This is a genomic window from Halococcus sp. AFM35 (genome assembly GCF_051195015.1).
In the GTDB taxonomy this organism is placed as follows: domain Archaea; phylum Halobacteriota; class Halobacteria; order Halobacteriales; family Halococcaceae; genus Halococcus.
This window is the reverse complement of the sequence record NZ_JBNTJU010000002.1, coordinates 40,434-64,641: the sequence shown is the minus strand read 5'-3', so window position 1 is coordinate 64,641 and position 24,208 is coordinate 40,434. Positions and strand designations below refer to the sequence as shown.

Here is a 24,208-nt window from a genome sequence, read left to right as displayed (position 1 = left end):
GAACAGCAAGCGCTGGAGAACCCAAGTGATTCGAACCGCTCCTGCCGCCTTCACAATGAAGATAGTTGCCGAACGAGAGAAGAGTCGAAACGTACCGACTTAGCCCCGGACCGGCATGTACGCAAGCGCGACGATGAGGATGGCGGCGAACAGGCTGATGATGACGACGCCCCAGAGACCGAGAATTCGGTTGTTGAACTGCGTGACGGCTGCCTGCTCGGCTTGATACCCCGAAACGTTCTGTGAGAGCGTGACGGTACTGTTGGTCGGGAACTGTGCGACGTACGTCGTTCCGCCGAGAGTGACGTTCGAACCTTCCTCGAAGTCCTGCGAGCGCGTCAGCCGCCCCTCCCATGCGAGCGTCGCGCCGCTGGTGTTGACGCTCTCGACGGTCGTCGAGTTGTTCTTGTAGGGGAACGAGTCGCCGACCGAGACGTTGCGGACCTCCGGTTCGGGAAGGTATTCATCGAGTGGCTGGGTCGACCCGTTGCGATATCGGACGTACTGCGTACCGTTCTCGCCGGTGAGCGGTACATCCGCGACCGACGGGTCCTCACGCAGGCGCGCACTGGTCTCGAACTGCTGGCGGAGAGTGAACGACGTAACGTTCGTTGCGTTCCCGGAAGCGTTGCCAGCGGAGCCATTGCTGGGCGTGGCGTTGGCGATGACGACACGGAATCGCGTCGCCGAGTCGTTGTTCGCCCCCTCACCGGTTGAGACGCTGGTCCCAATGGTGCCGGGGGTACCAGTCGTACTCGGTGAGGGACTTCCAGTACCGGTCCCAGCACCGCCGCCCGAACCGTTCGGAGCGGGTCGATATTCGCCGTTCACGAACAGCAACGACGAGTTGTTCGCGATGGAGGCGGTGAACCGTGCCGATTCGTTGACCGTCGAGAGGTTTCCTTCGCCGTCGTTGACGTTGACCGTCCACTCCGTGCCGGCAGCGGAGATGGTATCGCCCTGTGAATAGTTCTGACCGTCGACCGATACCGACGGCTCCTGTGCCACTGTCGTCAACGAAAACGCTACAGCGGCGACGAGGACGAAGAAAACGACGTAGATCGCCGCAGCCCGTCGTTGCATGTTCGACAGGAACATTCGGCGTGGTATAATCGTTGCTTTTCGTTCGGACCGTCCGCGGTGACGTCGAAGCAGCTATCGCAGCTCGATAGCGGTCGAGAGAAGCCAAGGGCCGGATTTGAACCGGCGATGGGCGGCTCTGCAGGCCGCTGCGTTAGGCCGGACTCTGCCACCTTGGCGCAGTTGGAACTACTGAGTTCGAAGGGATAACGGTAGCGATTGCTCCCGAGCGTTGCCACTCCGCGAGGAATGATGAATGAGCTACCGAGAAGGGTAGCTCGGGATATGAATGGGAGGCGGCGAACCACCAGTTGCGAGCCGTTGTAACGGAACGGTCTCGGGTTCCACCGGGACGGACCCTGCGTGTACTTCCGATTGCGTTCCTGGGCTCGTACTTGGCCCCTCTTGCGAGGCAGTTTTCCCAGAGGTTCGCACACTCCAGTACTCGCTGGAACGCTGGCGGGCTTATCTGCCGTGTTCGGGATGGGTACGGGAGTCGCCCCGCCGCTGTGGCCGCCTTAATGCCGATCCGCGGAATCGAACCGCGCAAAGCCGATGATCGGTGGCCGATGCGTTCGGGTCGTGATATGACGTGCGATCCAGTTAGCGCCTGGACCCGTCCAGCAGGACGGATTCCAATGCGATATGACTGAGTGGCTCGGTCTGTTAGTGCTCGCGGGCTGAACGCCTCGTTGCCTCGGCGCGTACACCCCGAGTCTATCGAACTCCTCTTCTAGGAGTGACCTCGGTGGTACCTCTTTTCCGGGTGGGTTTCGAGCTTAGATGCGTTCAGCTCTTACCCCGTGTCGCGTGGCTGCCCGGCACGTGCCCTCTCGGACAACCGGTACACCAGTGGCGACCAGTCGTAGTTCCTCTCGTACTATACGACCGTTCCCGTCAGGTACCATGACACCCCCAATAGATAGCAGCCGACCTGTCTCACGACGGTCTAAACCCAGCTCACGACCTCCTTTAATAGGCGAACAACCTCACCCTTGCCCGCTGCTGCACGGGCAGGATGGAGGGAACCGACATCGAGGTAGCAAGCCACCGGGTCGATATGTGCTCTTGCCGGTGACGACTCTGTTATCCCTAAGGTAGCTTTTCTGTCGTAAATGGCCCGCATCAAGCAGGCTCATCCGTTCGCTAGACCACGCTTTCGCGTCAGCGTTCCCGTGTTGGAGAGAACACTGTCAGACCACCTTTTGCTCTTGCGCTCTTTTCCGGGTCTCCGACCCGGATGAGGTGATCTTTGGGCGCGCTCGATATTCTTTCAAGCGCGTACCGCCCCAGTCAAACTGCCCAGCTACCGGTGTCCTCCTCCCGGAGTAAGGGTCACAGTCACTAGTGGGTAGTATTTCAGTGATGTCTCGGCGGCCCGCTAGCGCGGGTGCCTGCGTAACGACTCCTACCTATCCTGCACACTAGCGACCGTGTCCCAGCGACAGCTTGCAGTAAAGCTCTATAGGGTCTTCGCTTCCCCTTGGGGGTCTCCAGACTCCGCACTGGAACGTACAGTTCACCGGGCCCAACGTTGGGACAGTGACGCTCTCATTCATCCATTCATGCGAGCCGCTACTGAAGCGGCAAGGTACTACGCTACCTTAAGAGGGTCATAGTTACCCCCGCCGTTGACGGGTCCTTCGTCCCGTTGTACCGGGTGTTCAGATACCCGCACTGGGCAGGATTCAGTGACCGTACGAGTCCTTGCGGATTTGCGGTCACCTGTGTTGTTATTAGACAGTTGGAGCGTCCGAGTCGCTGCGACCTGCTCCATTCCGGAGCAGGCATCCCTTATTGCGAACGTACGGGACTAACTTGCCGAATTCCCTAACGTCGGTTGTCCCCGACAGGCCTTGGCTTTCGCCGCCACGGACACCTGTGTCGGATCTGGGTACGGACCGCGTGCGCCTTTTCACGGGCCCCAGGTTGGACCGAGTTTCCCTATCTCACCGTTCGCCCGCTTCGTGCCGTTACGGCTTCCACGAGTTTTGATGATTCGACCGGGCGAGTGCCCGGCTCGGTCGACCCCGAGGCGTCGGCATGATTGCACGCGGGCACTGGAATATTAACCAGTTTCCCGATTCGTCCTACTCGAACTGCGGTAGGACTGAGGACCGGCTAACCCTCGGTTGACGAACATTGCCGAGGAACCCTTGTCCGTGAGGCCGTCGGGATTCTTACCCGACTACCGCTGCTACTGTGGCCAGGATTATCGTCACCGCTCGGTCCATACGAGCTCTCGCCCGCACTTCCGCCCGAACGGAGCGCCGACCTACTGGATCGCATCAGACGATGCGCCGCTAGGTCTCGGTGGTGGACTTGAGCCCCGATCATTTTCGGCGCTCCAAACCTCGGCCGGTAAGCTGTTACGCTTTTCTTAGCGGGTAGCTGCTTCTAAGCTCACCTCCCGGCTGTCTATGGCTCGGAACCACCTTCGATCGCACTTAGTCCACACTTGGGGACCTCAACCAAGCTCTGGGTTGTCTCCCTCCTGGTGCACAGGCTTACCCCGCACACCGCTCTCCCCGCGTCGACGGCGTTCGTAGGTTCGGAGTTCGACAGGAGGGCCGACTCCTCTCGGAGTCGGTCCCCCCAATCGGTCGCTCTACCCCACGAACTACCTCGGCGGAGGTCATGCTTCGACATGTTTCGGTCGGAACCAGCTGTTGCCGGACTCGATGGGCCTTTCACCCCTACACGCTGGTCACGGGAGGGTATTGTAGGACACCATCCCTAACAGGCCTCCACGCGGCTTTCGCCACGCTTCACCTTGCCATCGTGTAGATCGTCCGGATTCGGGTCGTGTCCGCTCGACTCCCCGCGCTTGAACACGGCGGCCCTCGTACGTAGAACGCACTGCGGCCATGTCGGTTTCCCTATGCCTCCCCCGATACTCGGGTTAGACTCGTCAAGCAGACACACTCCCTGGCTCGTTTTTCAAAACGCACGACGGAACACCGGCTCGTCTCGGCTGCTACTGCGGGGTCGCCCCCGGGTCGTTCGCCGAGACGCCTTTCGTGCCCCGTCGCTCGATCGCCAACTGAGTTCAAGCCCTATTGCACCTCCCTTTGTGGGGTGCTTTTCAGCGTTCGCTCACGCTACTTGTTCACTATCGGTCTCGAGGTGTGTTTAGTCTTGGCCGTCGATGCCGGCCATGTTCACGAGGGATATCCAACCCCCGATACTCTGGAGCTGACGCACACCGTACTGACCTGTGTTACGGGGTTTTCACCCTGTCTCACGCTCCGTTCCAGGAGACTTCACACAGACGATCCGGTGATGAGAGTCAGTCCGAACACCACATTGCTCGTGGGGCAAAGCCCCGTAAGCTTCGGTTTGGACTGTGTCGCGTTCACTCGCCGTTAGTAACGACATCCCGTTCGGTTTCTCTTCCTGCCGGTACTGAGATGTTTCAGTTCCCGGCGTTCCCCATTGCGCGAAGCAATTGCGGTGGGGATTCCCATTCGGAAATCTCAGGTTCTTCGCCTCCGTGCGGCTCCCCTGAGCTTATCGCAGCTTGGCACGTCCTTCATCGGCACTCGAGCCGAGCTATCCACCAGTTGGCATAGTAGCCACGGTCTTCTAATCAGAATCCATGAACCCGCTGAACGGGTCCAGTGGACGCCTGGATCGCACGTACACACAGTCTCACGGACGCGCCCGAGTGTCACGAGGCACGTCTCGACCCTTCCCACCCACGCTTGCACGGGATGGTGCATCGGTTCGGTCGGACTCGAACATATCCCCGAGACCCACTTAAGGGACTCGGTTCGTCCGAGTCGACGGATGGACCCACTGGGATTCGAACCCAGGGCATCCTCCTTGCAAAGGAGGCACTCTCCCACTGAGCTATGGGCCCGCCTTCCGTTTTCCCACAGGCCGACCGCCACGGAAGGCTCGCGTTCGCTGTCAGCCCTGATAGTTCGTAGGTGCCCGGTCGGCACCGCGAGTCACGAACGCGAACACAGTTACGAGTGGGTCGGGCCGTCGGCCCGATCCCGGTCTGTAGGAGGTGATCCAGCCGCAGATTCCCCTACGGCTACCTTGTTACGACTTAATCCCCCTTGCGAAGCCCAGATTCGACCGGCGTTGCGCCGGCCTCATCCGGACCTCACTCGGGTGATTTGACGGGCGGTGTGTGCAAGGAGCAGGGACGTATTCACCGCGCCCTTCTGAGACGCGATTACTACCGAATCCAGCTTCATGCGGGTGGGTTTCAACCCGCAATCCGAACTACGACCGAGGTTAGGAGATTAGCGTCCCCTCTCGGGGTAGCGTCCCACTGTCTCGGCCATTGTAGCCCGCGTGTCGCCCGGCACATTCGGGGCATACTGACCTACCGTTGCCCGTTCCTTCCTCCGTCTTAGCGACGGCAGTCTCCCTAATGTACCCAGCCAGCACAAGGCTGCTGCTGGCAATTAGGGACGCGGGTCTCGCTCGTTGCCTGACTTAACAGGACGCCTCACGGTACGAGCTGACGGCGGCCATGCACCTCCTCTCAGTGGCTCAAGTAAGCCCATCAGACTGACTGTCACTGCACACTGTCGGTGCCGGTGAGATGTCCGGCGTTGAGTCCAATTAAACCGCAGGCTCCTCCGGTTGTAGTGCTCCCCCGCCAATTCCTTTAAGTTTCATCCTTGCGGACGTACTTCCCAGGCGGCTCGCTTCTCGGCTTCCCTACGGCACAGCGCTGGCTCGTAGCCAACGCCACACCTAGCGAGCATCGTTTACAGCTTGGACTACCCGGGTATCTAATCCGGTTCGAGACCCAAGCTTTCGTCCCTCACCGTCGGGTCCGTTCTCCAGAGACGCTTTCGCTACCGGCGGTCCGTCCAGGATTACGGGATTTCACTCCTACCCCGGACGTACCTCTCTGGTCTCCCGGCCCCAAGCCGACTGGTTTCCGCCGGACGTCCACTCGTTGGGCGAGTGGATTTCCCGACGGACCCGTTCGGCCGGCTACGGACGCTTTAGGCCCAATAAAAGTGGCTATCACTCGAGCTGCCGGTATTACCGCGGCGGCTGGCACCGGTCTTGCCCAGCTCTTATTCTGTGACCACCTTACGGTCACGAAAAGCGAGGACTGTATGCCCTCGCACTCGGGGTCCCCTTATCGCACTGTCGTGCAGTGTAAAGGTTTCGCGCCTGCTGCGCCCCGTAGGGCCCGGTATCTTGTCTCAGATACCGTCTCCGGGTTCTTGCTCTCACAACCCGTACCGATTATCGGCACAGTGGGCCGTTACCCCACCGTCTACCTAATCGGCCGCAGTCACGTCCTCCGGCGGCAGACCGTTTCCCGCTCTCGGTGTTCCAACATGAAAGCGGTATCCGGAATTAGCCTCAGTTTCCCGAGGGTATTCCGGTCCAGAGGGTAGTTTGACCACGTGTTACGGAGCTATTTGCTACGGGTCTAAACCCGTACAACTAGCATGGCTGAATCGGACCCCGATAGCAATAGCCTCCGGCAGGATCAACCGGAATGTCCCGAGCACGATGGCTCGGGGGGTTAGGCGGGAACACAAGGGTGTGTTCACCTATCGGGTTCGCGTTCGTGACACCGCGGACCGAACCGGGTGTCACCGAACTATCAGGGCTAACGTCAGATCCCGTCTTGACGGCGGACCGCAGGGGCGGAATCCTCATCTCCTTCGGACCTCATCGTATACCACTGGAAGGGATAAACCCTTCGAAGCGGGTCTCGTGTGGGTGAGTCGATTCCACCCACCGGAGATCCGGTATGGAGACCGAGTTGAACGGCCTCCGAGTGTCGCTTTCTTTCTGCATTCCATCCGAATGCCCTGTATCACTTAAGGGCATCGGATTACCGTTCGGCCAGTCGTTTCCGACCGACCGTCGTGTTCCATCCGAATCGGGGTTGACGGATAAGCTCGTCGGATTAGAGAGCGTGTGCGGCCCGTTCACTCCTTCCCCGTGTGTCGTCATCACGGACGGATTCGGTCGCGCGTCTAGTAAATGTTGCCGATATCGAAACGTTAGCTTCGGGGAATAGATAGCCAGATGTGGACAATTATCAAAAACAAGACAATCGAGGTGCGTCGGAGACGGCTGTTGCGCGGCTGGAGGTCGACCGCTCATCCCACGCGTGTGCGTCGGGTCCGGTCGGATGTCTGGCCGCGCGGTTGTCACTCGATGTGGCGGACAAAAAGTCGGTCCGGTTCGCCGCTCGCGGCGTCAGATCTCTTCGAGATGTTCGATGCCCTGCTTCGAGACGTTCGCCTCGGTTATCCGTTCGGGCATCCAGTCGGGTTTGTCGTCGGGAGCGTCCTCACGCCACGCCCACCCCTCGTAGATGTGGACCTTCTGGGTCCCTTTCTCGCGGAGTCTGAGGTCCACCCGCCCGGCATCAGACTCCGAATCGTCGGGTTCAAGCCGTCGTGCGGCCTTCAGCGCCGCCTGCCGTGGCGTACGCCCCGAGAAGACGCTCGTTTCCCCGTCGTGCTCGCGCAGTGCGAAGTTTCGCTTGTCATCCGTATCACGTGCCATGGTTTTGGTCGCCCCGTGCGAACCCAACGCAGGCCTCGTTATAAATATATCCCCGCTGTGACGCCCTCAGTCACGAGCACGGCCGAGCACTCGGGCGAGTCGGCTCCGACGAAGCCCCGTTGGGTCGTCATCGGGACCGTAAGGTTAAGTGTACGCTACGTCGAAGCCCGGACAGGACTCCGCGATGGTACGGAAAAAGAAGCTCAGTCCCAGCGGGGCAAAGGACGACAGCGGCGAATACCACAACGTCCACGTCAACCTCCACGAGGACGAACTGGCGGTTGCCGGCATGGCCATCGGCGACGAGGTGTTCGTCCGGGTACGTGAGGACAAGATCATCATCCAGAAAGCCGACAAGGACGAGGTCGAACACGACTTCTGACGGATCATCGGGGAATGCATGCCTACGACCTGTTGAAACCGCTCGCATTTCGACTCCCGGCGGAAACCGCCCACAGCGCCGCCCATACCCTCCTCGATGCTATCCAGCACACCCGATTCGAGCGGGCGCTCGCCACACGCTACGCCGTCGACGACGAGCGTCTTCACACGAAGGTGTTCGGTCTCGACTTTCCAACCCCGGTTGGCGTGGCTGCTGGTTTCGACAAGAACGCCGAAGTCCCGCGCACGCTCTCGAAGCTCGGCTTCGGCCACGTCGAGATCGGCGGCGTCACCGCCGAGCCACAGGAAGGAAACCCGCGCCCGCGACTCTTCCGGCTCCCGGCAGACGAGGCACTCGTCAACCGGATGGGATTCAACAACCACGGTGCCGACCGCATCGGCGACCGACTCACGCGTGCGCGCGTCGATGTTCCGGTTGGCGTCAACATCGGGAAATCGAAGGCGACGCCGCTCGACGAGGCACCGGCGGATTACCGCTACTCCTACGAACACTGTGCGGCGGGCGACTACTTCGTGGTGAACGTCTCCAGCCCGAACACCCCGGGGCTGCGCGACCTCCAGAACCGCGAGCATCTGGAGCGCATCCTCGGGACGCTCCAGGACGTCGGCGCGAGCCCGTTGCTCGTGAAGCTCTCGCCGGACCTCACCGATGACGCCATCGAGGAGGCGCTCGCCGTCGCCGAGGAACTGGCCCTCGACGGCGTCATCGCCACGAACACCACCACCGAACGGGCGGCGTCGCTCCGCAGCGAAAACCGTACCGAGGAGGGCGGACTCTCCGGGGAGCCGCTCGAAGCACGCGCGACCCGGATGGTGAAATTCGTCGCCAAACGGACCGACATCCCTGTGATCGGCGTCGGCGGCGTATCGAGCGCCGAAGGAGCCTACCGGAAGGTTCGAGCCGGCGCGTCGCTGGTACAGCTCTACACCGGACTCATCTATCGTGGACCAGCCATCGCGCGCGACATCAACCGTGGCCTGCTCGAACGGTTGGAGCGCGACGGCTTCGCGTCGGTCACGGACGCGGTCGGTGCGGACCTGTGATTATCGCAGTGCGTCGGCACGGAACTCGAATCCCACCACGGGGACCTCCAGCCCGTGCTCGACCAGCACATTCGGGTGGAGTTCACCGACGACGCCCGCACGCTCACCATCGAGCAGCACGCTCGCGGCACGGCCCTCGATGAACGAGGGATGGTCGGTCGCCGGCGTTTCCAGTGCCACATCGAACGCTCGCGCGAGCGCCGCCAGTCGGGATTTCGCGTCTTCGTAGGAAGCGTCCGTCCGCGCGAGCACGCCGGCGACGCGGCGCTCCTCGGCGACGTTGGTGTTCTTGGCGGTATCGACGTGGGCGGCCAGACCGACCTCGGCGAGGTCCTGTGGATACTGTCGATGGGTGTTGTTCTCAAGGACTATCAGCAGCGAGGGCAGCGCCCACGTCCGAACGATTTCGTAGTCGCGGCTGTACGGCTCGGCGATGGTCGCGGGGTCTGTGGCCCCGAGGGCGTCGTCGTCCGTCGAGAGGTTCATCCGGGCGAAGTTTTCGGTCTCGCCGACGAGATGGAAGTTCAGCAGGTCCTCGAAGCCAAGCCCCACGAGCGTCTCCCGAATCGCCCGCTCGTGGCGCGAGCGCTCGTGGCGGCCGCCGACGGTACTCACGTCGGGATACCGCGGTTCCAACTCGTTGAATCCGTACGCCCGCCCGATGTCGTCGATGACGTCGACGGGATGGAGCACGTCGGTCCGATAGGGGGGTATCGAGACGGAGTAGGTGAGCGGGCCGTCCTCCGAGTCGCTCTCGGCGTCGAGACCCGCCCGTTCGAGCAGGTCTATCACCTCTCGCTCGTCGAAGTCGACCCCGAGTGCGCGCTCGATGCGCTCGTGAGAGACGGTTTTCTCGTCCACCGCGAAATCGGGCCGGTCGAGCGTGCGGTCGGGGTATGCGACGTTCACGCGCTCGATGGTCGCCGCGCGCGCGTCGAGCGCGTAGCAGATGATGTTGCACATCCGGTCGATGGTCCACTGGTCGGTGCCCGTGAGTTCGACGAACAGCTCCCGGCTGCCCGCATCGACCTCGGTTCGCCGCCCGTTGATGACCGGCGGAAACGAGAACAGCCCGAGGTCGTCGTAGATGGCTGGATAGCGGTCGTAACCGTCGAGGAGAGGGGCGTAGGTCTCTCCCGTCGGATGCTCGACGAGCACCTCCTCTGGCGTGAGTTCTCTATCGCTGTCGAGCGGGACGAAACTGTCTTCGGCAGGGCCGATACCGCGATAGCTGATGGAGTTTTGCTCCCCGTCCCTCCGGCTCTGGCCCTTCAGCATCGTCAGGTCGTGGATGCCGATGGCCCCCTTCGCGCGCCCGCGGCCCATCGTCGCGTGGAGCTTTTCCTGCAACTGAATCAGCGAGTCGAGACTCGCCTCGTCGAGGTCCAGCCCACGAATCACCGCGCCGGTGACGTAGGGGCGTTCGTCCGGCACGCTCTCCTCGACCTCGATGGTCCAGTCGGGGTCGTTCGTCGACGGGACGTACACGCCACTGTCGTCGCCGTACTGATAGCGCAGCGAGCGCGCGACTCCCTCGACGGAGAGCCTATCGAGCCTGTCGGCCTCGAACTCCAATTGGAACAGTCCATCCTCGGTCTCGCCCTCGAATTCGAGACCCAACTCGAACAGGTCGGCGAGGAGTTCGTCGTCGTCCTTCTCGTCGTGGCCGGTGAACCGCCGGAGTTCGTCAGGGTCGACGTCGACGACGGGCATCTAATACACCACCTCCGCGTTCCGCAGGAACTCGAGGTCGACAAGCGTGCCGTGCACGTCTCGAATGTCCTCGAAGCCGTGGGTCAACATGAGAAGGCGTTCGAGGGCGAGTCCCCACGCCATCACGTCGCAGTCGACCCCGAGCGGGTCGAGCATCTCCGGACGAAAGAGTCCGGAGTTGCCGATTTCGACGAGTTCACCAGTCGTCGGGTGTTCGCCGAACAGCTCGAAGCTCGGCTCCGTGTAGGGGTTGTAGGTAGGTTTGAACTCCAGGTCCGTGATGCCGAACTGTTCGTAGAACTCGGTGAAGGTGCCCATCAAATCCCGTACTGAAAGGTTTTCGGCCATCACCAACCCCTCTATCTGGAAGAATTCGAGCAGGTGGGTCGCATCGAGGGTGTCGTTGCGATATACCTTCTCGACGCTGAACAACCGCTGTGGCGGCTCCAGTTCTCCAGCCGCGACCCCCGAAAGGTAGCGCGCCGACAGCGAGGTGGTGTGTCCACGCAGGGAAAGTCGCCGTGCGATGTCCGCCGACCACGGCGAGTGATAGCCATCGCCGTCCTCGCCGACCCCTTCACGGTGGGCGTGCTCGACGCCCGCGACCAGTTCGTCCGGGAGGTCGTCGATTTCCGCGGGAGCCGAGAGCGTGAACTGGTCCCAGTGGGTTCTGGCGGGATGGTCCTGTGGCATGAACAGACAGTCGTTGATCCAGAACTCCGCGTCGGCGTGCGGGCCGTCCATCTCTTCGAATCCCATCCCGACGAGCACGTCCGTCACGCGCTCTGCGGTCCGCCGGAGCGGGTGGATACGCCCACCCCCTGCGCGCTCGGCGTCGGCTGCGACGTTGTACGCGCCGAACTCGACGTCGCGCCACCCCCCCGTTGTAAGCATCTCGGGGGTGAGCTGGCCCACGGTATCGGCCGCCTCGACACCCTCCATCAGGACCGTGACGCCCTCGTCGGTGAGCGTAACCTCGCGGACGGTATGCTCCTCGCGGTCGACGAGATTACGACTGTCGAGCCGGTCGAGCACCGACTGGTCATCGATGAGTTCGCCATCGGCGAGCGCCGAAAGCGCCAGTCGCTCGGGGTCCTTTTCCGGATTCACGTCGGGATTGGCCGAAACCTGTCCACTCTCGATTGTTCCGTAGTTCTTCCTGGAGAAGTTCGAGAGCGCGATGTCGACCTGCGGGCCGTCGAGTGCGGACTTTTCGATGGCACTGCCGAGGTCACTCTCGCCGCCGCGTTCACGAACCGCTTCGTAGAGTTCGATTTCGGGCAGCCCCGACCGTGCGTACTCGCGGCCCTCGTCGGTGAGCGTCGCGTCGGTCTCGACGCGCTCGGAGAGGTCGACGAATCCCTCCGCTTCGAGGGCGAAGGCCGCACCGCTCACTGTCGGCTGTGGCAGGCCGGTTGTCGCGGCCAGTTGTTCGATGGACTGTGCCTCGTTCGCGCTCGCGGCTTCGAGCACCGCGACCTGTGGTTCGGGAAGTTTCATGTCGTGGATACCGAGGGTCGCCCAACTAACGGTTCCGACTCGGAGCCGAGGGGTTCGGCCACCGCGGCGTCCACCCTCCTCAGACCGCGAAGAAAAAGTGAACGCCGAACCCTGTGTCGATGCTTCGTGGCCGGTCTCCACATCGGTCGCAACGAGGGTCAGCAACCATGCCACCGACTGGCGCAGTCATTGGCAAAAGCCTTGTGGGTCGAAGCCTCGGCGCGGCGATGTTCTACCGAAGAGCTAACACCGTCGAACGAGAGGCTTCGGACGACGGATGTCACCGAAACGCATTGCCAGTGAACGAGCCGACGACGCGGAGATCGAGAACCAACCGGCCGTCGTCACCGAGCGCGCGGCGATGGACCGCCAGCGCATCGACGAGATCGGGAACGTGCTCGACGCCGACCGCGAGACGCTCGTCGAGCGAACACCGCTCGACGACCCACCCGGTACCGTGGTCGACGACCACGAGGCGTGGGACGAAGCCATCGACGAACTCGCCGCGACGGGCGCAACGTCGATGGCCGACGCGATGGCGACGAAGGTCGATACCCTCCGCGAGCGTGCCGAGCGTGAGTATCCGTCGCTGTTGCGCCTGCGCTTTCGCCCTGAGGAACCCTTCGAGTTCGTGCCGGGCCAGTACGCACGCATCAGCTACGAAGAGGAGGAACCGCGCGTCTACTCGATTGCGAGTTCGCCCAACCGTGACGAGATCGAACTCTGCATCCGGCGCGTTCCGGGCGGGGAACTCACGCCGGACCTCTGTGACAGCACCGCCGAGGGCGACGAACTGTTCGTTCGCGGGCCGTACGGCGACGAGTTCATGCTCCAAGACCCCTCCGACCGAGACCTCGTCTTCGTCGCCACCGGCACGGGCGCGGCACCGTTCAAAAGCATGATAGAGTACACCCTCGAGGAGGGCCGCGACGAGTTCGAGGGCCGAGAACGTGACGTCTGGCTTGTGGTGGGTTCGTCGTGGAAGGACGACCTACCCTACCGCGAGGAGTTCCGCGAGCTCGCCGACGAAAACTCGAATTTCCATCCCGTGTTCACCTGTAGCCGCGAGGAGTACCTCGGCGACTGGGACGGCGAGACCGAGTACGTCCAGCACACCCTGCTCAAATATCTCGACCCCGACTGCGTCGATACCGATAGCCTCCCGCCCGACATCGCCGAGTTCGTCGGCAGCGAGACGAAAACGGACATCGACGCGCGTATCGACCCCGAAAACGCCGAAGTCTATGTCTGTGGCATCGGTGAGATGTGCGAAAGTGTCCGGGAGGTCATCGAACCGCTCGGCGTGCCGGACCTCTACTACGAGGAGGAGAGTTACGGCTGAGACGAGCGAGAGGACTCTCGTTCTCGCGGTGGCGCGCGATGAATCCGGCCGCAGGCCGGAGAACGTGCGAGGGATGAGCACCGCAGCGAGTGAAACGAGCGAGGAGCGCAGTCGGTTGGGGAGGGTGTGGCCGTCGCGGTGCGGTAGCGGGGCGTAGTCAGTTCGCTGATTCGGTTTCCACGCCGAGGTCGATGTCGAGACCGTCGAGAACCTCCTTTGCTTCTTCGCGTTTTTCCTGATGGTCAGCCAGAAAGTCGCGCATCAACCCGGCGGCCTGCTCCTTGCAGTCGCCACAGAGGCGCTCGCCGCCGGTGCACTCCTCGTAGACACGGATGGCGAACTCGTCGTCATCGGCGGCGAGCAGGTAGTTGTAGAGTTCGTAGACGGGACAGTCGTCGGCCCGGCCGCCGAGTTCGCGCTGTTTTTCGGCCGTTTCGCGCCCGCCCGTGGTCGCGGACTTCACTTTTTCATACCCTTCTTCGGGGTCGTCGAGCAGGCTGATGTGGCTCGCCGGCACCGACGAGGACATCTTTCCACCCGTGAGACCGGTCATGAAGCGGTGGTAGATGGAGGAGGGTGCGACGAATCCATGGCCGCCGTGTTCTATTTCGACCGCGCGCGCGAGCGATTCGGCCTCCTCCCGCGAGAGGTTGAAGCTGTCGATGTGACCCTCGTAGACGCGCTTTTCGCCCCCGACTGCCTCGATGAGGGCCTCGAAGGCGTCGTCGGTCGCGTTGCGGTCGAGGAATCTGGTCCGGGGCCTGAGCGGCTCCTTGCCGGCGGCGCGGAGTTTCTCGATTGCGCCCGCGCGTGCGTCGGTCGGGTCGCCCGATTCGGCGAGCCAGTCGGCAGCCTCGACACAGCGGACCGGTTCGTCGCTCGCAGAGAGCGACTCGTACGCTTCGGCGACGAGTGCGCGTTCGTCGGTATCGGTTTCGAAGCTCGCATACGCCTCGGTGACGCCGAAAAACCGCATGCTGGCCGCGAGGTCGCGCGAGAGCCGGACGTGGGGGTCCTGGTCCGGCCCGACGGGAATCACGGTGGGTTTCGGCTCCTCAATCTGGGGATAGAGGATATCCGCCATCTGGGTGATGACGCTCTGCATGTGTGAGATATTGGTCTCGCCATCGAAGCCATAGAGCGCCTGCATCTCCGAGAGGTTCGCCTGCGAGCCGAGTTCGAAGGCGAGGTCCTGCAACTCGCGGTTTTCCGATTGGCGATAGATTTCGCCCTCCTCGGGGTCGAACCCGAGCGCGATGAGGCTCAACAGGTACTCACGGGTGTGGCGAGCGATTTCGGCCCACGACAGCCCGCGGGCGCTGTGGGCCTCCATGTCAGCAATCAGCGCGTAGGCGTCCCCGCCCCGTTGTTGGTGCCAGACGATTTCGTCGATGACCAGCTTGTGGCCGATGTGGGGGTCGCCGGTCGGCATCCACCCTGAAAGAACGGCGAACTCCTCGTCGTTTGCCATCGCCCGTGCGACGCGGTCGTACCCCCGATGGCCGAAGATGACCCCCCGGCGCATCAGGTAGTGTGGACTCGGCACGTCGGGCAGCACGTCGTCGAAGGCCTCGATGCCGAACTCCTCGAAGAGATTGCGGTAGTCGGCGACCGTCGAGGACCCCCACGGGTCGAGCGTCGTCTCGTCGGCTCCGGTCGCTGTTCCTCCGTCGGGAAGCAGGCGCTTTGGCGCTCGTCGCTCGTGGTCTGGGTCGGTCATGGTGTGATTCGCTCGACGGCGAGCCAGTCGATGTCTCCATTCATGTGGGTCAGCGCAAAAACCATTCGCTTGTGAACCCCGCCAGCCAGCCGCACGTCGAGCGAGAGTTCGCGCGGCCCGAAGGCATAGTCGGGGGGAAGCACGCGCACGAGGAACTCCGAGTGGCCAAGGTTTGCGACAGATTCGACGTTCGAGTAGGTTCGGAAATCGGCACCGAACTTGAACCCGGTCTTCGGCACGAGACCCGACCGGCGCAGCGCCGCATAGACGGCGAGTCGGCGGTCGAATCGCTCGCCCTCGACTCGTCGGCCACGTTCGAGGACCGTTTGGGCTCCGCCATCGATATCGAGCACTCCCTCGCGCACGAGGAATGCAGTCTCGACGAGCGAGAGTTGGAGCGGCCCGCCCTCGGCCCCGCGGCCGGCGAGGCGCTGGCCATAAAACGCCTGTTCGTAGAGGTCGTCGGGAGGATTCCAGAGCACGGTTCTGTCCGCCAGCAGGTCGGCAGCGACCCCTGTCGGCGGCTCGTAGTCGGTGCTCCCTACCATCTCGGGGCGTGTGGTGTCGAGATACGTGAGTTCGCTCTCCTCGTCGACGACCGCGAGGACGACGTCCCCGAGGTCGCTCGCCTGCACCGACTCGCGCTCGCCAACGACGCGCACGCGGTAGGCGATTTCGTCGTCCCACGGCCCGTTGCCCTGGGGATAGACCACGAGGTCCACCGTCGAGCGTGCGTCGTCGGCATCCACCCAGCCCTCACGCGCGGGCGAGAGGTAGAACCCACGCTCGCGGAAGTCCTTGTAGACGAGAAAGCGGACCACACAGTCGGTCGCGGCGAGAAACTCCCGAAGATCCATTCCGTCGACCGCATCGAGGTCGTCCCGAAAGAGCAGGTGGGCGGCCTCGACCGGCGCGAGCGTGACGCCCGACCCGTCGGGCCGGCCGTAGCCACTGGAATCGTAGAACCGCTGGCGCGCGTCGCCGCCGACTCTGACGACGCCGCCGTCGAGCGTGCCTTCCATAGCGACAGCGGGTCGCGCGGCGACAAATCGCCTGCGGTCGACCACGCTGCTCGCAGCGACCGACGAGCCTCAGCCGGCGCGCTCGCAGGTCGCGTCGAGACACCGCCTTCGACCACCGGTATCGAACGCCGGCAGCCCACAGCCACAGTCGCCGTCGACGACGCCCGTGGGAACGGAAAATGCGATGTCGCAGTCGGGGTAGTTCTCACAGCCGGCGAGCAGCTGGCCGTTCCTGATGATGCGAAGGTCGCCATCACAGTCCGGACAGCTCCACTCGCGGTCGAACGCCGTTTTCACTGCGACGTCGAGTGATTCGCACTCACGGTCGATGCAGAGCGTGAACGCACGCCCGCGCTCCGTGACCATCGTCGGCAGTCCACAGGACCGACAGGCCCTGTCGAGCACGTCTGCGCCCGCCGGTAGACCATATCGTGCCTCGCAGTCGAGACACGTCACCGCGCCGTCCGCGCGGACGAGTGCCCCGCCGCAGTCGGGACAGTCCCCCACTGGTCTGCCGGCGGCGGAAGCCGGATAGCGCGCGAGACCGTGCTCGCCGTTGGCGACCACATCGAGCGACGACTCGCCGTCGGTGGCGGTCAGCGAGAACGTCCCGCCGCTCGTGCCCTCGTAGCTGAGCGACTCGGGACGGGTGAGCCACGCCGCGGGCCGATAGCCATCGCGGTCGTGGACTAATACTGTGTCGTCGGGTTTCACGAGTACGACGACGTCGCCGCGCTGTTCGCGCTCGCCCTCGACGGTGATAGTGCAGTCGCCGGCGAACACGCGGATGGCGTCGGGCATGAGCGGGCATGCTCGCGCCCTCATATTTGAGTATACGCCTCAATCGACCCAGACGGTTCTGGTTTCGGCTACCGGAGCCAGCGGCAGGTCCGGAAAGACGACTTCAACGGTGAACCTGAGCGTGTCGGGGTCGCCGCCGAAGACCGGTGCCGGCACCGTCTCCGTCCCCAGAAACGAACTCGTCGCGGTCATCTCGGTGTCGTTGACCGACACGCGAATCCCGGCGCGCGCGCCGTCGCCGCCGTTCTCGACGGTGACCTCGCACAGCTCGTTCGCGCCGCGTTCGATGCGTTCTGGAAATTCCCCCCAGTCGATGGAGAGGGCGGGAAGGTCGCGCGCGCTCTCGGCGACTCGCTCGGCGACGCCCTCCGTGAGACCGACGGCGACGAGGTCCTCGACACCCGCCTCGACAACGGCAGCGGGCGTAGCGATGCCCTCGTCGGCGAGTTTGCTCGCCCGGCCCGGTCCGACGCCGTCGATGGCGGTGAGAGCGACCGACGCCTCGCCGACGCCGTTCTCGACGCGCGCCGCCACGCGACAGGCGCGATTGGCCTCCCACACGGAGCCGAAGCGGTCGAGGAAGGCTCTGAGAGCGGCGAGCAGACGCACGGCGTTCTGGCGAATGACCCACGCGTCGCTGCGGAGTTCGCTCGGCGTCGCCGCGCGCGTGCTCGACGCGAGGATGGCCAGCACCTTTCGTCTGCCGGGGTCCAACCCACCATGTCCATCGAGCACGCTCTCGATGGCGTCACGCTCGGCCCGGCGGGCGTTCACGCTGTCGAACTCCGCGCTGCGGGCGACCGTTTCGAGGATGGCGTTCGTCGTCGGGTCGGAGCCCGCGAGGTCATGAAATCGGTGGGCGGTCGGGAGTCTGAGGTAGTACGCCGACGTGAGCGTTCCGAGCGGGGTGGCCGAGACGTGGCCCTCCTCGACGGCGACGAACCCCCGGTCTTCGAGCGTCGAGAGCGCCTCGCGGACCCGCCCTCTGAGCGCCTCGACCGCACCCTCGTCGGCGCTGCTCCGGGCACGGACGAACGCGAACGTGGTTTCGAGCCACGCCATCACGTCCGGCACGTCGTCGATGGTGCCCATCGCTATCTCGGCGTTGAGATGCGTATCGAGGTCGGCCGTGAGATGGGAGTCGATCTCCGTACCGTCGCGGAGCAGTTTTCGGTACTTCTCGGCATCCGCACCGTCACAGACCACGTAGGCGTAGCCCGCGTCGTCGTAGCCGGGCCGGCCCGCGCGCCCGAGCATCTGGAGCACGTCGAGCGGACTCATGTCGACCTCGCCTTCGAGGGGGTCGTGATATTTGGTGTCTCGAATCACGACACATCGTGCAGGGAGGTTGACTCCCCACGCGAGCGTCGAGGTCGAAAACAGAAGTTGGATTTTTCCCTCGCGGAACCACTGCTCGACGTGGTCTTTGTCGGATTTCGACAGTCCTGCATGGTGGAAGGCAACGCCATCGAGCGCCGAGTTGCGGAGGGTCTGGTTTTCGAGGGCCTGCGTTTCGGTGTGGAAATCGTAGTCGCCGCGCGCGCCGATGGGAACGTCCCGCGAGGCGAGTTCGTCACGTGCTTTCTCGGCAGCGCGCACCGTGTCCTGCCGCGAGGCGACGAAGACCAGCGCCTGCCCGTCCTCGCGGATGTGTTCCTCGGCCAAATCGAGCGCGCGGTAGAGTCGGCGGTACTTGTCGGCGAAGGCGTTCTCGCCGTGCGTGTAGGTCCGGACGCCGGATTCGAGGTCAACGGGTCGATACTCCTGGCCGAAATCGAAGGTCGTCTCCGAGGGCGCATCGAGCCAGTCGGCGACCTCCTCGACGTTGGGCATCGTCGCCGAGAGCGCAACGATGCGTGGGGACGCGAGCCGGCGCAGTCTCGAAATCGTGACTTCGAGTACGCTACCCCGGTTTTCCGAATCGAGCAGGTGCACCTCGTCGATGACACAGCAGCCCACGTCGGTGATGAAGCCATACCGAGGGGAGTCGTGCTTTCGCGTGGCCGAGTCGACCTTCTCGGGCGTCATCACGAGGATGTCCGCGCGCTCTGCCCTGTGGGGATTGAGGTCGCGCTCGCCGGTGACCACGTAGACCGAGTACCCCATCTCCTCGAACCGTTCCCACTCGCTTTCCTTCTCGTTGGTGAGTGCACGCAGCGGCGCGATGAACAGGGCCGTGCCGCCGGCTTGGAGGCATTTACAGATGGCGAGTTCGGCGAGGGCGGTCTTTCCCGACGCCGTGGGCGCGCTGGCGACGACGTTTTCGTCGCTGTCGAGAATCGCCGGCAGTGCCTCGCGCTGCATCCGATTGAACGACTCGAAGGCGAAGGCGTCGGCGAACTCGGGGACCGCCTCGGCGACGTTCATACGGATCGCTCCCGGGAGCAGTCCCCACGAGTACGTCGTGAGCGGAGCGAGACGACGGCGTTCACGGCCTCCCCCTGTGAGTTCGACGAGCGCATCGTGAGCGATGTGAAACGGCGGGAGTCACGTGAGTAGCCATGCGAACGGGGCGGGCAAAGGCGTTTCCGTACCGCATCGAAGCGATGAGAGCGGTCGAGTGAGGCCGTCATCCGTCGAAATCCGTGTCAGCGCCGTCGGCATCCCCGTCCGCACCGTCAGCATCGGCATCGCCGTCGAAGCCATCCGCGTCGCGGTCGGCGTCGGTGCCGTCCGCGTCGCTATCGCGGTCGACACCGTCAGCATCGGCGTCGGTATCGATGTCATCCGAATCGGCGTCGCCATCGTGACCCCCGGCGACGCCCGGCCGTGGGGTGTGCTCGCTCTCTGGCGGGTCGCGTTCGGCGAGGTCGTCGCCAGCGAGGTAGAGATAGATGGGTGGCAGGAGATAGGCCACGATGGCGACGGCGACGAACCACTGCTCGAAATACGCGAGCAGCCCCAATCCCGTGAGCGCCGCCGTCGCCGCAGCGTGGATGCCCGTCCGCTGTTTCGTGTATCGCCGGTAATACTCCCATCCCCGGCGGAGTCGGTCCGCGCTCGCTGTGTTCATGGCCGAACTAGCGTCGCCGGCGTAATCAGCGTGTCTCCACTCAGTCGGCGGCGACGCGTTCGCTCGCACGTTCGAGCATTCCACTCGTGGTCTCGCGGCGATAGTAGAGCCAGAGACCGACGGCGGCGGCGATGTTCGAGAGCGTCACGGCCCAGAAGACCGCGACGACCCCCACACCCAAGACGACGCCGGCTCCGGCGGCGATGGGCAGGCGAACGGCCCAGAACTGGAGCAGCGTGGCGACGAAACTCGTCCGGCTGCGCCGCGCGCCGTTGAAGCCGCCCTCGAAGAGATAGGCCGCGCCGATGGCGGGATAGCCATAGGCGAGAATCCGGAGGTACTCGACGGTGAATTCGAGCGCGCGCTCGGTCAACGCGGGCGCGAACGCGGTGGCGAGCGCGGTCGGAACGAACCACTGGACGAGACCGATGACCGCGAGACCACCAGCAGCGATAGCGACCCCGAGATACGTCGCTCGCCGGGCGCGGTCCGGTCTCTCGGCCCCGAGGTTCTGACCGATGACACTCTGGGCCGCTTGTTGTAATCCGATAGCCGGGACGAACGCGATGGCGGCGATTCGCGCACCGACCGAATAGGCGGCGAGACCCGCCGCCCCGCCGGCGGCAAAGGCCACCGCGACGACGAGCACGCGGACGACCTGCCTGACGACGCCCTGTCCGGCGACCGGCGCACCCACGTCGAGGAGTTCGCGGAGTTCGTCGAAATCGACGACGGCGGCCGCGCGCGAGTACATCCAGCCGTTGCGCCCGCGGAGGGCGAGCGCCGCCGCGAGCACGAACCCGGCACCGAAGCCGGCCACCGTGGCAAGCGCCGCACCGCGGACGCCGAGCGCCGGCGCTGGTCCCCAGCCGAATATCAACACGGGGTCGAGCGCGAGATTCACACCGACGGTGGCGACCGAAACGTACAGCGGCGCGCGCGAGTCGCCCCAGCCGATGAACGTCGCCTCGATGGCGTCGCTGGCTCCCGCGAGCGGCATCCCGACCGCGAACACCGCGAGATAGGTCGCCGCGAGGCTCGTGACCGTTCCGTCGGCCCCCGGTTGGGCGAGCGTGAGGAGGTCCGTCAGCGGGCGCGCGCCAAAGGCGAGGAGTGCGCCGCCGACGATTCCCAATACGACGACGAGCCAGAGACCGGTGAAGGCGGCCCGGCGTGCAGCGGGAACGTCATCGCCACCGACGCGCTGGGAGACGAGGATCTGCGTGCCGACGAACGGCGCGGTGATAACGAGCGCGAACGTCAGGGCGACGACGGGCAGCGCGAGTCCGACCGCGGCGACGGCCGTGGAACTCAGCCGCCCGAGCCAGAAGAGGTCGACGACCTGCTGGACGACCTGCACGAGGTTTTGTACTAGCAGGGGTGCCGCGAGCACGACGAGCGCGCGCGGGAGCGACCCCTCGGTGATTTCCTCGGGCGAGACGTCGAACATGTGTAGCTATCGCTCGTCTTCGTAGTTAATCGTTCGCGTGGTCGCGGGAAAAACAGGTCGTCCGGGCAAGCGCCGAGCCGTTACTCGTATTCGCCCTTGTCCACGTCCGGTTCGGGCTGGACGGACATCCCGACGCGCTGTTGGGGCAGGAAATGGGCGAGGTCAGTGGTCGTGACGATGCCGACGGGTTGGCCGCCCTCGGTGACGGGTAGCTTCTTCACGGTGTTTTTGCCCATGCGCTCGCCGGCGGTGCCCACGCTGTCGTCCGGACGGATGGTGACGACCGGTTCGGACATGAGTGTCGAGACCGCCGTCTCGGTCGGGTCGAGACCCTCGGCGACGCTGCCGACGACGTCGGTCTCGGTGACGATGCCCTCGATGCGCTCCTCGCCGACGACGAGCGAGCCGATGCCCTGCTCGGTGAGCGCGCGGGCGGCGACGGCAACCGTCGTCTCGCCATCGACCGTCCGCACCGGCGCGGTCATGATATCGCTCACAGGAGTGTCCTTCATGGCGTGTGATGGGTCTCGCTCGCCGGACTTAACCATAATGGTCGTTCCGGCAAGATTCGTTCGAACCGACGAACCGCACGTTTTTGCCGGGCGAACCCCGAGGGAGGGTATGAGTCGCGCCCGCAAGCCCGAGTGGCTGAAGACCCGCCCGCCGTCGGGCGAGCAGTTCACCGACATCAAACGGACGCTGCGCGAGCGCGACCTCCACACCGTCTGCGAGGAGGCCAACTGCCCGAACATGGGCGAGTGCTGGTCCGGCCGGGACGGGCCGGGCAGTGGTCCCGGCACCGCAACGTTCATGCTGATGGGCGAGCGTTGCTCGCGCGGCTGTAACTTCTGTGACGTCGAAACTGGAGGGATGGAGCCACTCGACCCCGACGAGCCGGAAAACGTCGCCGATGCGGTCGTCGAAATCGGGCTGGATTACGTGGTGCTCACCAGCGTGGACCGCGACGACCTCGACGACTACGGGGCCGCCCACTTCGCCCGCACCATCGAGGCCATCAAGCAGCGCGACCCCGAGATTCTCGTGGAGGTGCTGATTCCGGATTTTCAGGGCGAGCCGGAATTCGTTCGAGAGATCATCGACGCGGATCCCGATGTGATTGCCCACAACATCGAAACGGTCGAGCGGCTCCAGTGGCCCGTCCGCGACCGCCGGGCGAATTACTCCCAGTCGTTATCGGTGCTCGAACAGGTCGAGCGCGAATCGACCATCCATACAAAGACCTCCATCATGCTCGGCGTCGGCGAGTACGACCACGAGGTCTATCGGACCCTCTCGGACCTGCGGGAGGCCGACGTGGACGTCGTGACCCTCGGTCAGTACCTCCAGCCATCGCGCTCGCATCTCGACGTTTCGTCCTACGTGCACCCCGACAAGTTCGAGACGTGGCGTGCGGTCGCCGAGGAGGAACTCGACTTCCTGTACTGTGCGAGCGGGCCGATGGTCCGGTCGTCGTACAAGGCCGGCGAGCTGTTCGTCGAGGCCGTACTGGGCGAGGGTCAGTCGGTCGAACAGGCCCGCCGGTCGGCGCGGGCGGCCTCGGGACCAGCCTAACGGCGCTGGAGACCGAACGAGAATGCACTCCGACCCCGATTCACACGCGCTTCCGTCCGAGACCCGGATAGGCCGAACGGCACTCCGGGTGTCGGCCCTCGATGAAACGGCCGAGTTTTACCGAGAGGTCGTCGGCCTGAGCGTCCTCAGTCGCTCCGAGACGACGGCAATCCTCGGTGTCAAGGAGACGCCACTCCTCATCCTGGAGCGAGACGAGGACGCACTCGCCCGGGACCGGTCGGGAGCGGGACTCTATCACACCGCATTCAGGGTCCCCTCGCGTGGCGCGTTGGGTGACGCGTTAGCGCGAATACGGAACCGGTGGCAGCTCGGCGGGGCGTCCGACCACGGCGTCAGTGAGGCGTTGTACCTCACGGACCCGGAGGGGAACGGCGTCGAAATCTACCGTGACTTCGCTCGCGAGAAGTGGCCCATCGCCGACGACGGGCGTGTCCGAATCGGGACCTATCCCATCGACCTCGAACCGGTGGCAGCGGCTGGTACAGGCGAGTCAGGCGTCCCAGTCGGAACGGATGTCGGGCACGTGCATCTCGAAGTCACCTCGCTTGAGACGTTCGGCGACTTCTACGTCGACACTCTCGGGTTTGACGTCCAGACGGTCATGCCGGACGCGTCGTTCGTGTCCGCTGGAGACTACCACCACCATATCGGTGCGAACACGTGGCACCACCGGACGGGACCAGTCGAGGGCAGAGGGCTGTCCTGGTTCGAAGTGGTCCTTCCGGAGATGGAGGCGCTTGCGGCGATTCGAGACCGAGTCGCGGGCAGTCAGTTCACCGTGACTGAGACGGATGACGGTATCTCGGTCGTCGGTCCGGACGAGATCGAGGTTCGGCTCCGCGTCGAGACGTAAGTCACTCTCCGACGTCATCCGCCTTTGGCTAAATCCGAAGTCAGCCGATGATGGTTCTGGCCGCAGTCGGGAGCGACGGCGGCGCGGATACCTGTTCCCGGTACGCGCCCGCTATCGTACATGGCGTTTCTGGCAGCAGCCGGAGAAGACACGGATCGGAGTATGGAG

At 64.1% G+C, this 24,208-nt stretch carries 16 protein-coding genes, 2 tRNA genes and 3 rRNA genes; 5 read left to right on the top strand and 16 right to left on the bottom strand.

What is annotated here, in order from left to right; all coding sequences use genetic code 11:
* Nucleotides 1–99: 99 nt before the first annotated feature.
* The 7 genes from ACQUQO_RS01995 to ACQUQO_RS01965 all read right to left on the bottom strand — a co-directional run bounded on the left by ACQUQO_RS01995 (nt 100) and on the right by ACQUQO_RS01965 (nt 7,587).
* Nucleotides 100–1,083 (bottom strand): hypothetical protein, encoded by a 984-nt coding sequence (locus tag ACQUQO_RS01995; protein WP_435076264.1) that lies wholly within the window; start codon nt 1,081–1,083, stop codon nt 100–102.
* A gap of 100 nt (nt 1,084–1,183) precedes the next feature.
* Nucleotides 1,184–1,259: transfer RNA gene (locus ACQUQO_RS01990), tRNA-Cys, on the bottom strand.
* 223 nt (nt 1,260–1,482) lie between these two features.
* Nucleotides 1,483–1,601 (bottom strand): 5S ribosomal RNA (gene rrf / locus ACQUQO_RS01985).
* A 127-nt stretch (nt 1,602–1,728) separates the two neighbouring features.
* Nucleotides 1,729–4,664 (bottom strand): 23S ribosomal RNA (locus ACQUQO_RS01980).
* A gap of 206 nt (nt 4,665–4,870) precedes the next feature.
* A tRNA-Ala gene (locus tag ACQUQO_RS01975) sits at nt 4,871–4,942 on the bottom strand.
* Nucleotides 4,943–5,090: 148 nt separating this feature from the next.
* A 16S ribosomal RNA gene (locus ACQUQO_RS01970) occupies nt 5,091–6,564 on the bottom strand.
* The 16S, 23S and 5S rRNA genes sit together here with 2 tRNA genes alongside, the layout of an rRNA operon.
* A 711-nt stretch (nt 6,565–7,275) precedes the next feature.
* Nucleotides 7,276–7,587 (bottom strand): non-histone chromosomal MC1 family protein, encoded by a 312-nt coding sequence (locus ACQUQO_RS01965; protein ID WP_435076263.1) that lies wholly within the window; start codon nt 7,585–7,587, stop codon nt 7,276–7,278.
* Nucleotides 7,588–7,771: 184 nt separating this feature from the next.
* Between ACQUQO_RS01965 and ACQUQO_RS01960 the strand changes: the two genes are divergently transcribed.
* Together ACQUQO_RS01960 and ACQUQO_RS01955 are read left to right on the top strand one after the other, a co-directional pair.
* Complete coding sequence (locus tag ACQUQO_RS01960; RefSeq protein ID WP_435076262.1) at nt 7,772–7,969, top strand: hypothetical protein; 198 nt, start codon at nt 7,772–7,774, stop codon at nt 7,967–7,969.
* A 14-nt stretch (nt 7,970–7,983) separates the two neighbouring features.
* Nucleotides 7,984–9,033, top strand: coding sequence for a quinone-dependent dihydroorotate dehydrogenase (locus ACQUQO_RS01955; protein WP_435076261.1), 1,050 nt, complete (start codon nt 7,984–7,986; stop codon nt 9,031–9,033).
* Here ACQUQO_RS01955 and pheT read toward each other — a convergent pair whose 3' ends face one another.
* Nucleotides 9,034–10,746 carry a phenylalanine--tRNA ligase subunit beta gene (gene pheT, locus ACQUQO_RS01950; protein WP_435076260.1) on the bottom strand — a complete coding sequence of 571 codons (1,713 nt, stop codon included), beginning with the start codon at nt 10,744–10,746 and terminating at the stop codon, nt 9,034–9,036.
* Complete coding sequence (locus ACQUQO_RS01945) at nt 10,747–12,246, bottom strand: phenylalanine--tRNA ligase subunit alpha (RefSeq protein WP_435076259.1); 1,500 nt, start codon at nt 12,244–12,246, stop codon at nt 10,747–10,749.
* 277 nt (nt 12,247–12,523) lie between these two features.
* Here ACQUQO_RS01945 and ACQUQO_RS01940 point away from each other — a divergent pair, with 277 nt between their 5' ends.
* On the top strand, nt 12,524–13,588 hold the full coding sequence (locus ACQUQO_RS01940) for a ferredoxin--NADP reductase (RefSeq protein WP_435076258.1): 1,065 nt from the start codon (nt 12,524–12,526) through the stop codon (nt 13,586–13,588).
* 157 nt (nt 13,589–13,745) lie between these two features.
* Here the strand turns inward: ACQUQO_RS01940 and ACQUQO_RS01935 are convergent, their stop codons facing one another.
* From ACQUQO_RS01935 to ACQUQO_RS01905, 7 genes are all read right to left on the bottom strand, one after another.
* Complete coding sequence (locus ACQUQO_RS01935) at nt 13,746–15,308, bottom strand: tryptophan--tRNA ligase (protein ID WP_435076257.1); 1,563 nt, start codon at nt 15,306–15,308, stop codon at nt 13,746–13,748.
* A complete protein-coding gene (gene endA / locus ACQUQO_RS01930; protein WP_435076256.1) occupies nt 15,305–16,330 on the bottom strand; it encodes a tRNA-intron lyase in 1,026 nt (341 codons plus the stop codon). The genes ACQUQO_RS01935 and endA overlap by 4 nt, the downstream gene beginning before the upstream one ends.
* A 69-nt stretch (nt 16,331–16,399) precedes the next feature.
* Nucleotides 16,400–17,131, bottom strand: a complete 732-nt coding sequence (locus ACQUQO_RS01925; RefSeq protein WP_435076451.1) for a topoisomerase DNA-binding C4 zinc finger domain-containing protein — start codon at nt 17,129–17,131, stop codon at nt 16,400–16,402.
* 39 nt (nt 17,132–17,170) lie between these two features.
* Nucleotides 17,171–19,498 carry a DEAD/DEAH box helicase gene (locus ACQUQO_RS01920; protein WP_435076255.1) on the bottom strand — a complete coding sequence of 776 codons (2,328 nt, stop codon included), beginning with the start codon at nt 19,496–19,498 and terminating at the stop codon, nt 17,171–17,173.
* A 202-nt stretch (nt 19,499–19,700) separates the two neighbouring features.
* Complete coding sequence (locus ACQUQO_RS01915) at nt 19,701–20,144, bottom strand: hypothetical protein (RefSeq protein ID WP_435076254.1); 444 nt, start codon at nt 20,142–20,144, stop codon at nt 19,701–19,703.
* Nucleotides 20,145–20,184: 40 nt separating this feature from the next.
* On the bottom strand, nt 20,185–21,594 hold the full coding sequence (locus ACQUQO_RS01910; protein WP_435076253.1) for an MATE family efflux transporter: 1,410 nt from the start codon (nt 21,592–21,594) through the stop codon (nt 20,185–20,187).
* Nucleotides 21,595–21,674: 80 nt separating this feature from the next.
* Nucleotides 21,675–22,106: a CBS domain-containing protein gene (locus ACQUQO_RS01905; RefSeq protein WP_435076252.1), complete on the bottom strand. Its 432-nt coding sequence runs from the start codon at nt 22,104–22,106 to the stop codon at nt 21,675–21,677.
* Between ACQUQO_RS01905 and lipA the strand changes: the two genes are divergently transcribed.
* Nucleotides 22,003–23,166, top strand: a complete 1,164-nt coding sequence (lipA, locus tag ACQUQO_RS01900; RefSeq protein WP_435076251.1) for a lipoyl synthase — start codon at nt 22,003–22,005, stop codon at nt 23,164–23,166. The genes ACQUQO_RS01905 and lipA overlap by 104 nt on opposite strands.
* Before the next feature lie 22 nt (nt 23,167–23,188).
* Complete coding sequence (locus ACQUQO_RS01895) at nt 23,189–24,040, top strand: VOC family protein (protein WP_435076250.1); 852 nt, start codon at nt 23,189–23,191, stop codon at nt 24,038–24,040.
* The last annotated feature ends 168 nt before the right edge of the window (nt 24,041–24,208 follow it).

What these genes read in the sequence shown, in the direction of transcription:
- ACQUQO_RS01995 (WP_435076264.1), bottom strand. Translation starts at nt 1,083, where the DNA reads ATGCAACGACGGGCTGCGGCGATCTACGTCGTTTTCTTCGTCCTCGTC.
- ACQUQO_RS01965 (WP_435076263.1), bottom strand. Translation starts at nt 7,587, where the DNA reads ATGGCACGTGATACGGATGACAAGCGAAACTTCGCACTGCGCGAGCAC.
- ACQUQO_RS01960 (WP_435076262.1), top strand. Translation starts at nt 7,772, where the DNA reads ATGGTACGGAAAAAGAAGCTCAGTCCCAGCGGGGCAAAGGACGACAGC.
- ACQUQO_RS01955 (WP_435076261.1), top strand. Translation starts at nt 7,984, where the DNA reads ATGCATGCCTACGACCTGTTGAAACCGCTCGCATTTCGACTCCCGGCG.
- pheT (WP_435076260.1), bottom strand. Translation starts at nt 10,746, where the DNA reads ATGCCCGTCGTCGACGTCGACCCTGACGAACTCCGGCGGTTCACCGGC.
- ACQUQO_RS01945 (WP_435076259.1), bottom strand. Translation starts at nt 12,246, where the DNA reads ATGAAACTTCCCGAACCACAGGTCGCGGTGCTCGAAGCCGCGAGCGCG.
- ACQUQO_RS01940 (WP_435076258.1), top strand. Translation starts at nt 12,524, where the DNA reads ATGTCACCGAAACGCATTGCCAGTGAACGAGCCGACGACGCGGAGATC.
- ACQUQO_RS01935 (WP_435076257.1), bottom strand. Translation starts at nt 15,308, where the DNA reads ATGACCGACCCAGACCACGAGCGACGAGCGCCAAAGCGCCTGCTTCCC.
- endA (WP_435076256.1), bottom strand. Translation starts at nt 16,330, where the DNA reads ATGGAAGGCACGCTCGACGGCGGCGTCGTCAGAGTCGGCGGCGACGCG.
- ACQUQO_RS01925 (WP_435076451.1), bottom strand. Translation starts at nt 17,131, where the DNA reads ATGCCCGACGCCATCCGCGTGTTCGCCGGCGACTGCACTATCACCGTC.
- ACQUQO_RS01920 (WP_435076255.1), bottom strand. Translation starts at nt 19,498, where the DNA reads ATGAACGTCGCCGAGGCGGTCCCCGAGTTCGCCGACGCCTTCGCCTTC.
- ACQUQO_RS01915 (WP_435076254.1), bottom strand. Translation starts at nt 20,144, where the DNA reads ATGAACACAGCGAGCGCGGACCGACTCCGCCGGGGATGGGAGTATTAC.
- ACQUQO_RS01910 (WP_435076253.1), bottom strand. Translation starts at nt 21,594, where the DNA reads ATGTTCGACGTCTCGCCCGAGGAAATCACCGAGGGGTCGCTCCCGCGC.
- lipA (WP_435076251.1), top strand. Translation starts at nt 22,003, where the DNA reads ATGCCCTGCTCGGTGAGCGCGCGGGCGGCGACGGCAACCGTCGTCTCG.
- ACQUQO_RS01905 (WP_435076252.1), bottom strand. Translation starts at nt 22,106, where the DNA reads ATGAAGGACACTCCTGTGAGCGATATCATGACCGCGCCGGTGCGGACG.
- ACQUQO_RS01895 (WP_435076250.1), top strand. Translation starts at nt 23,189, where the DNA reads ATGCACTCCGACCCCGATTCACACGCGCTTCCGTCCGAGACCCGGATA.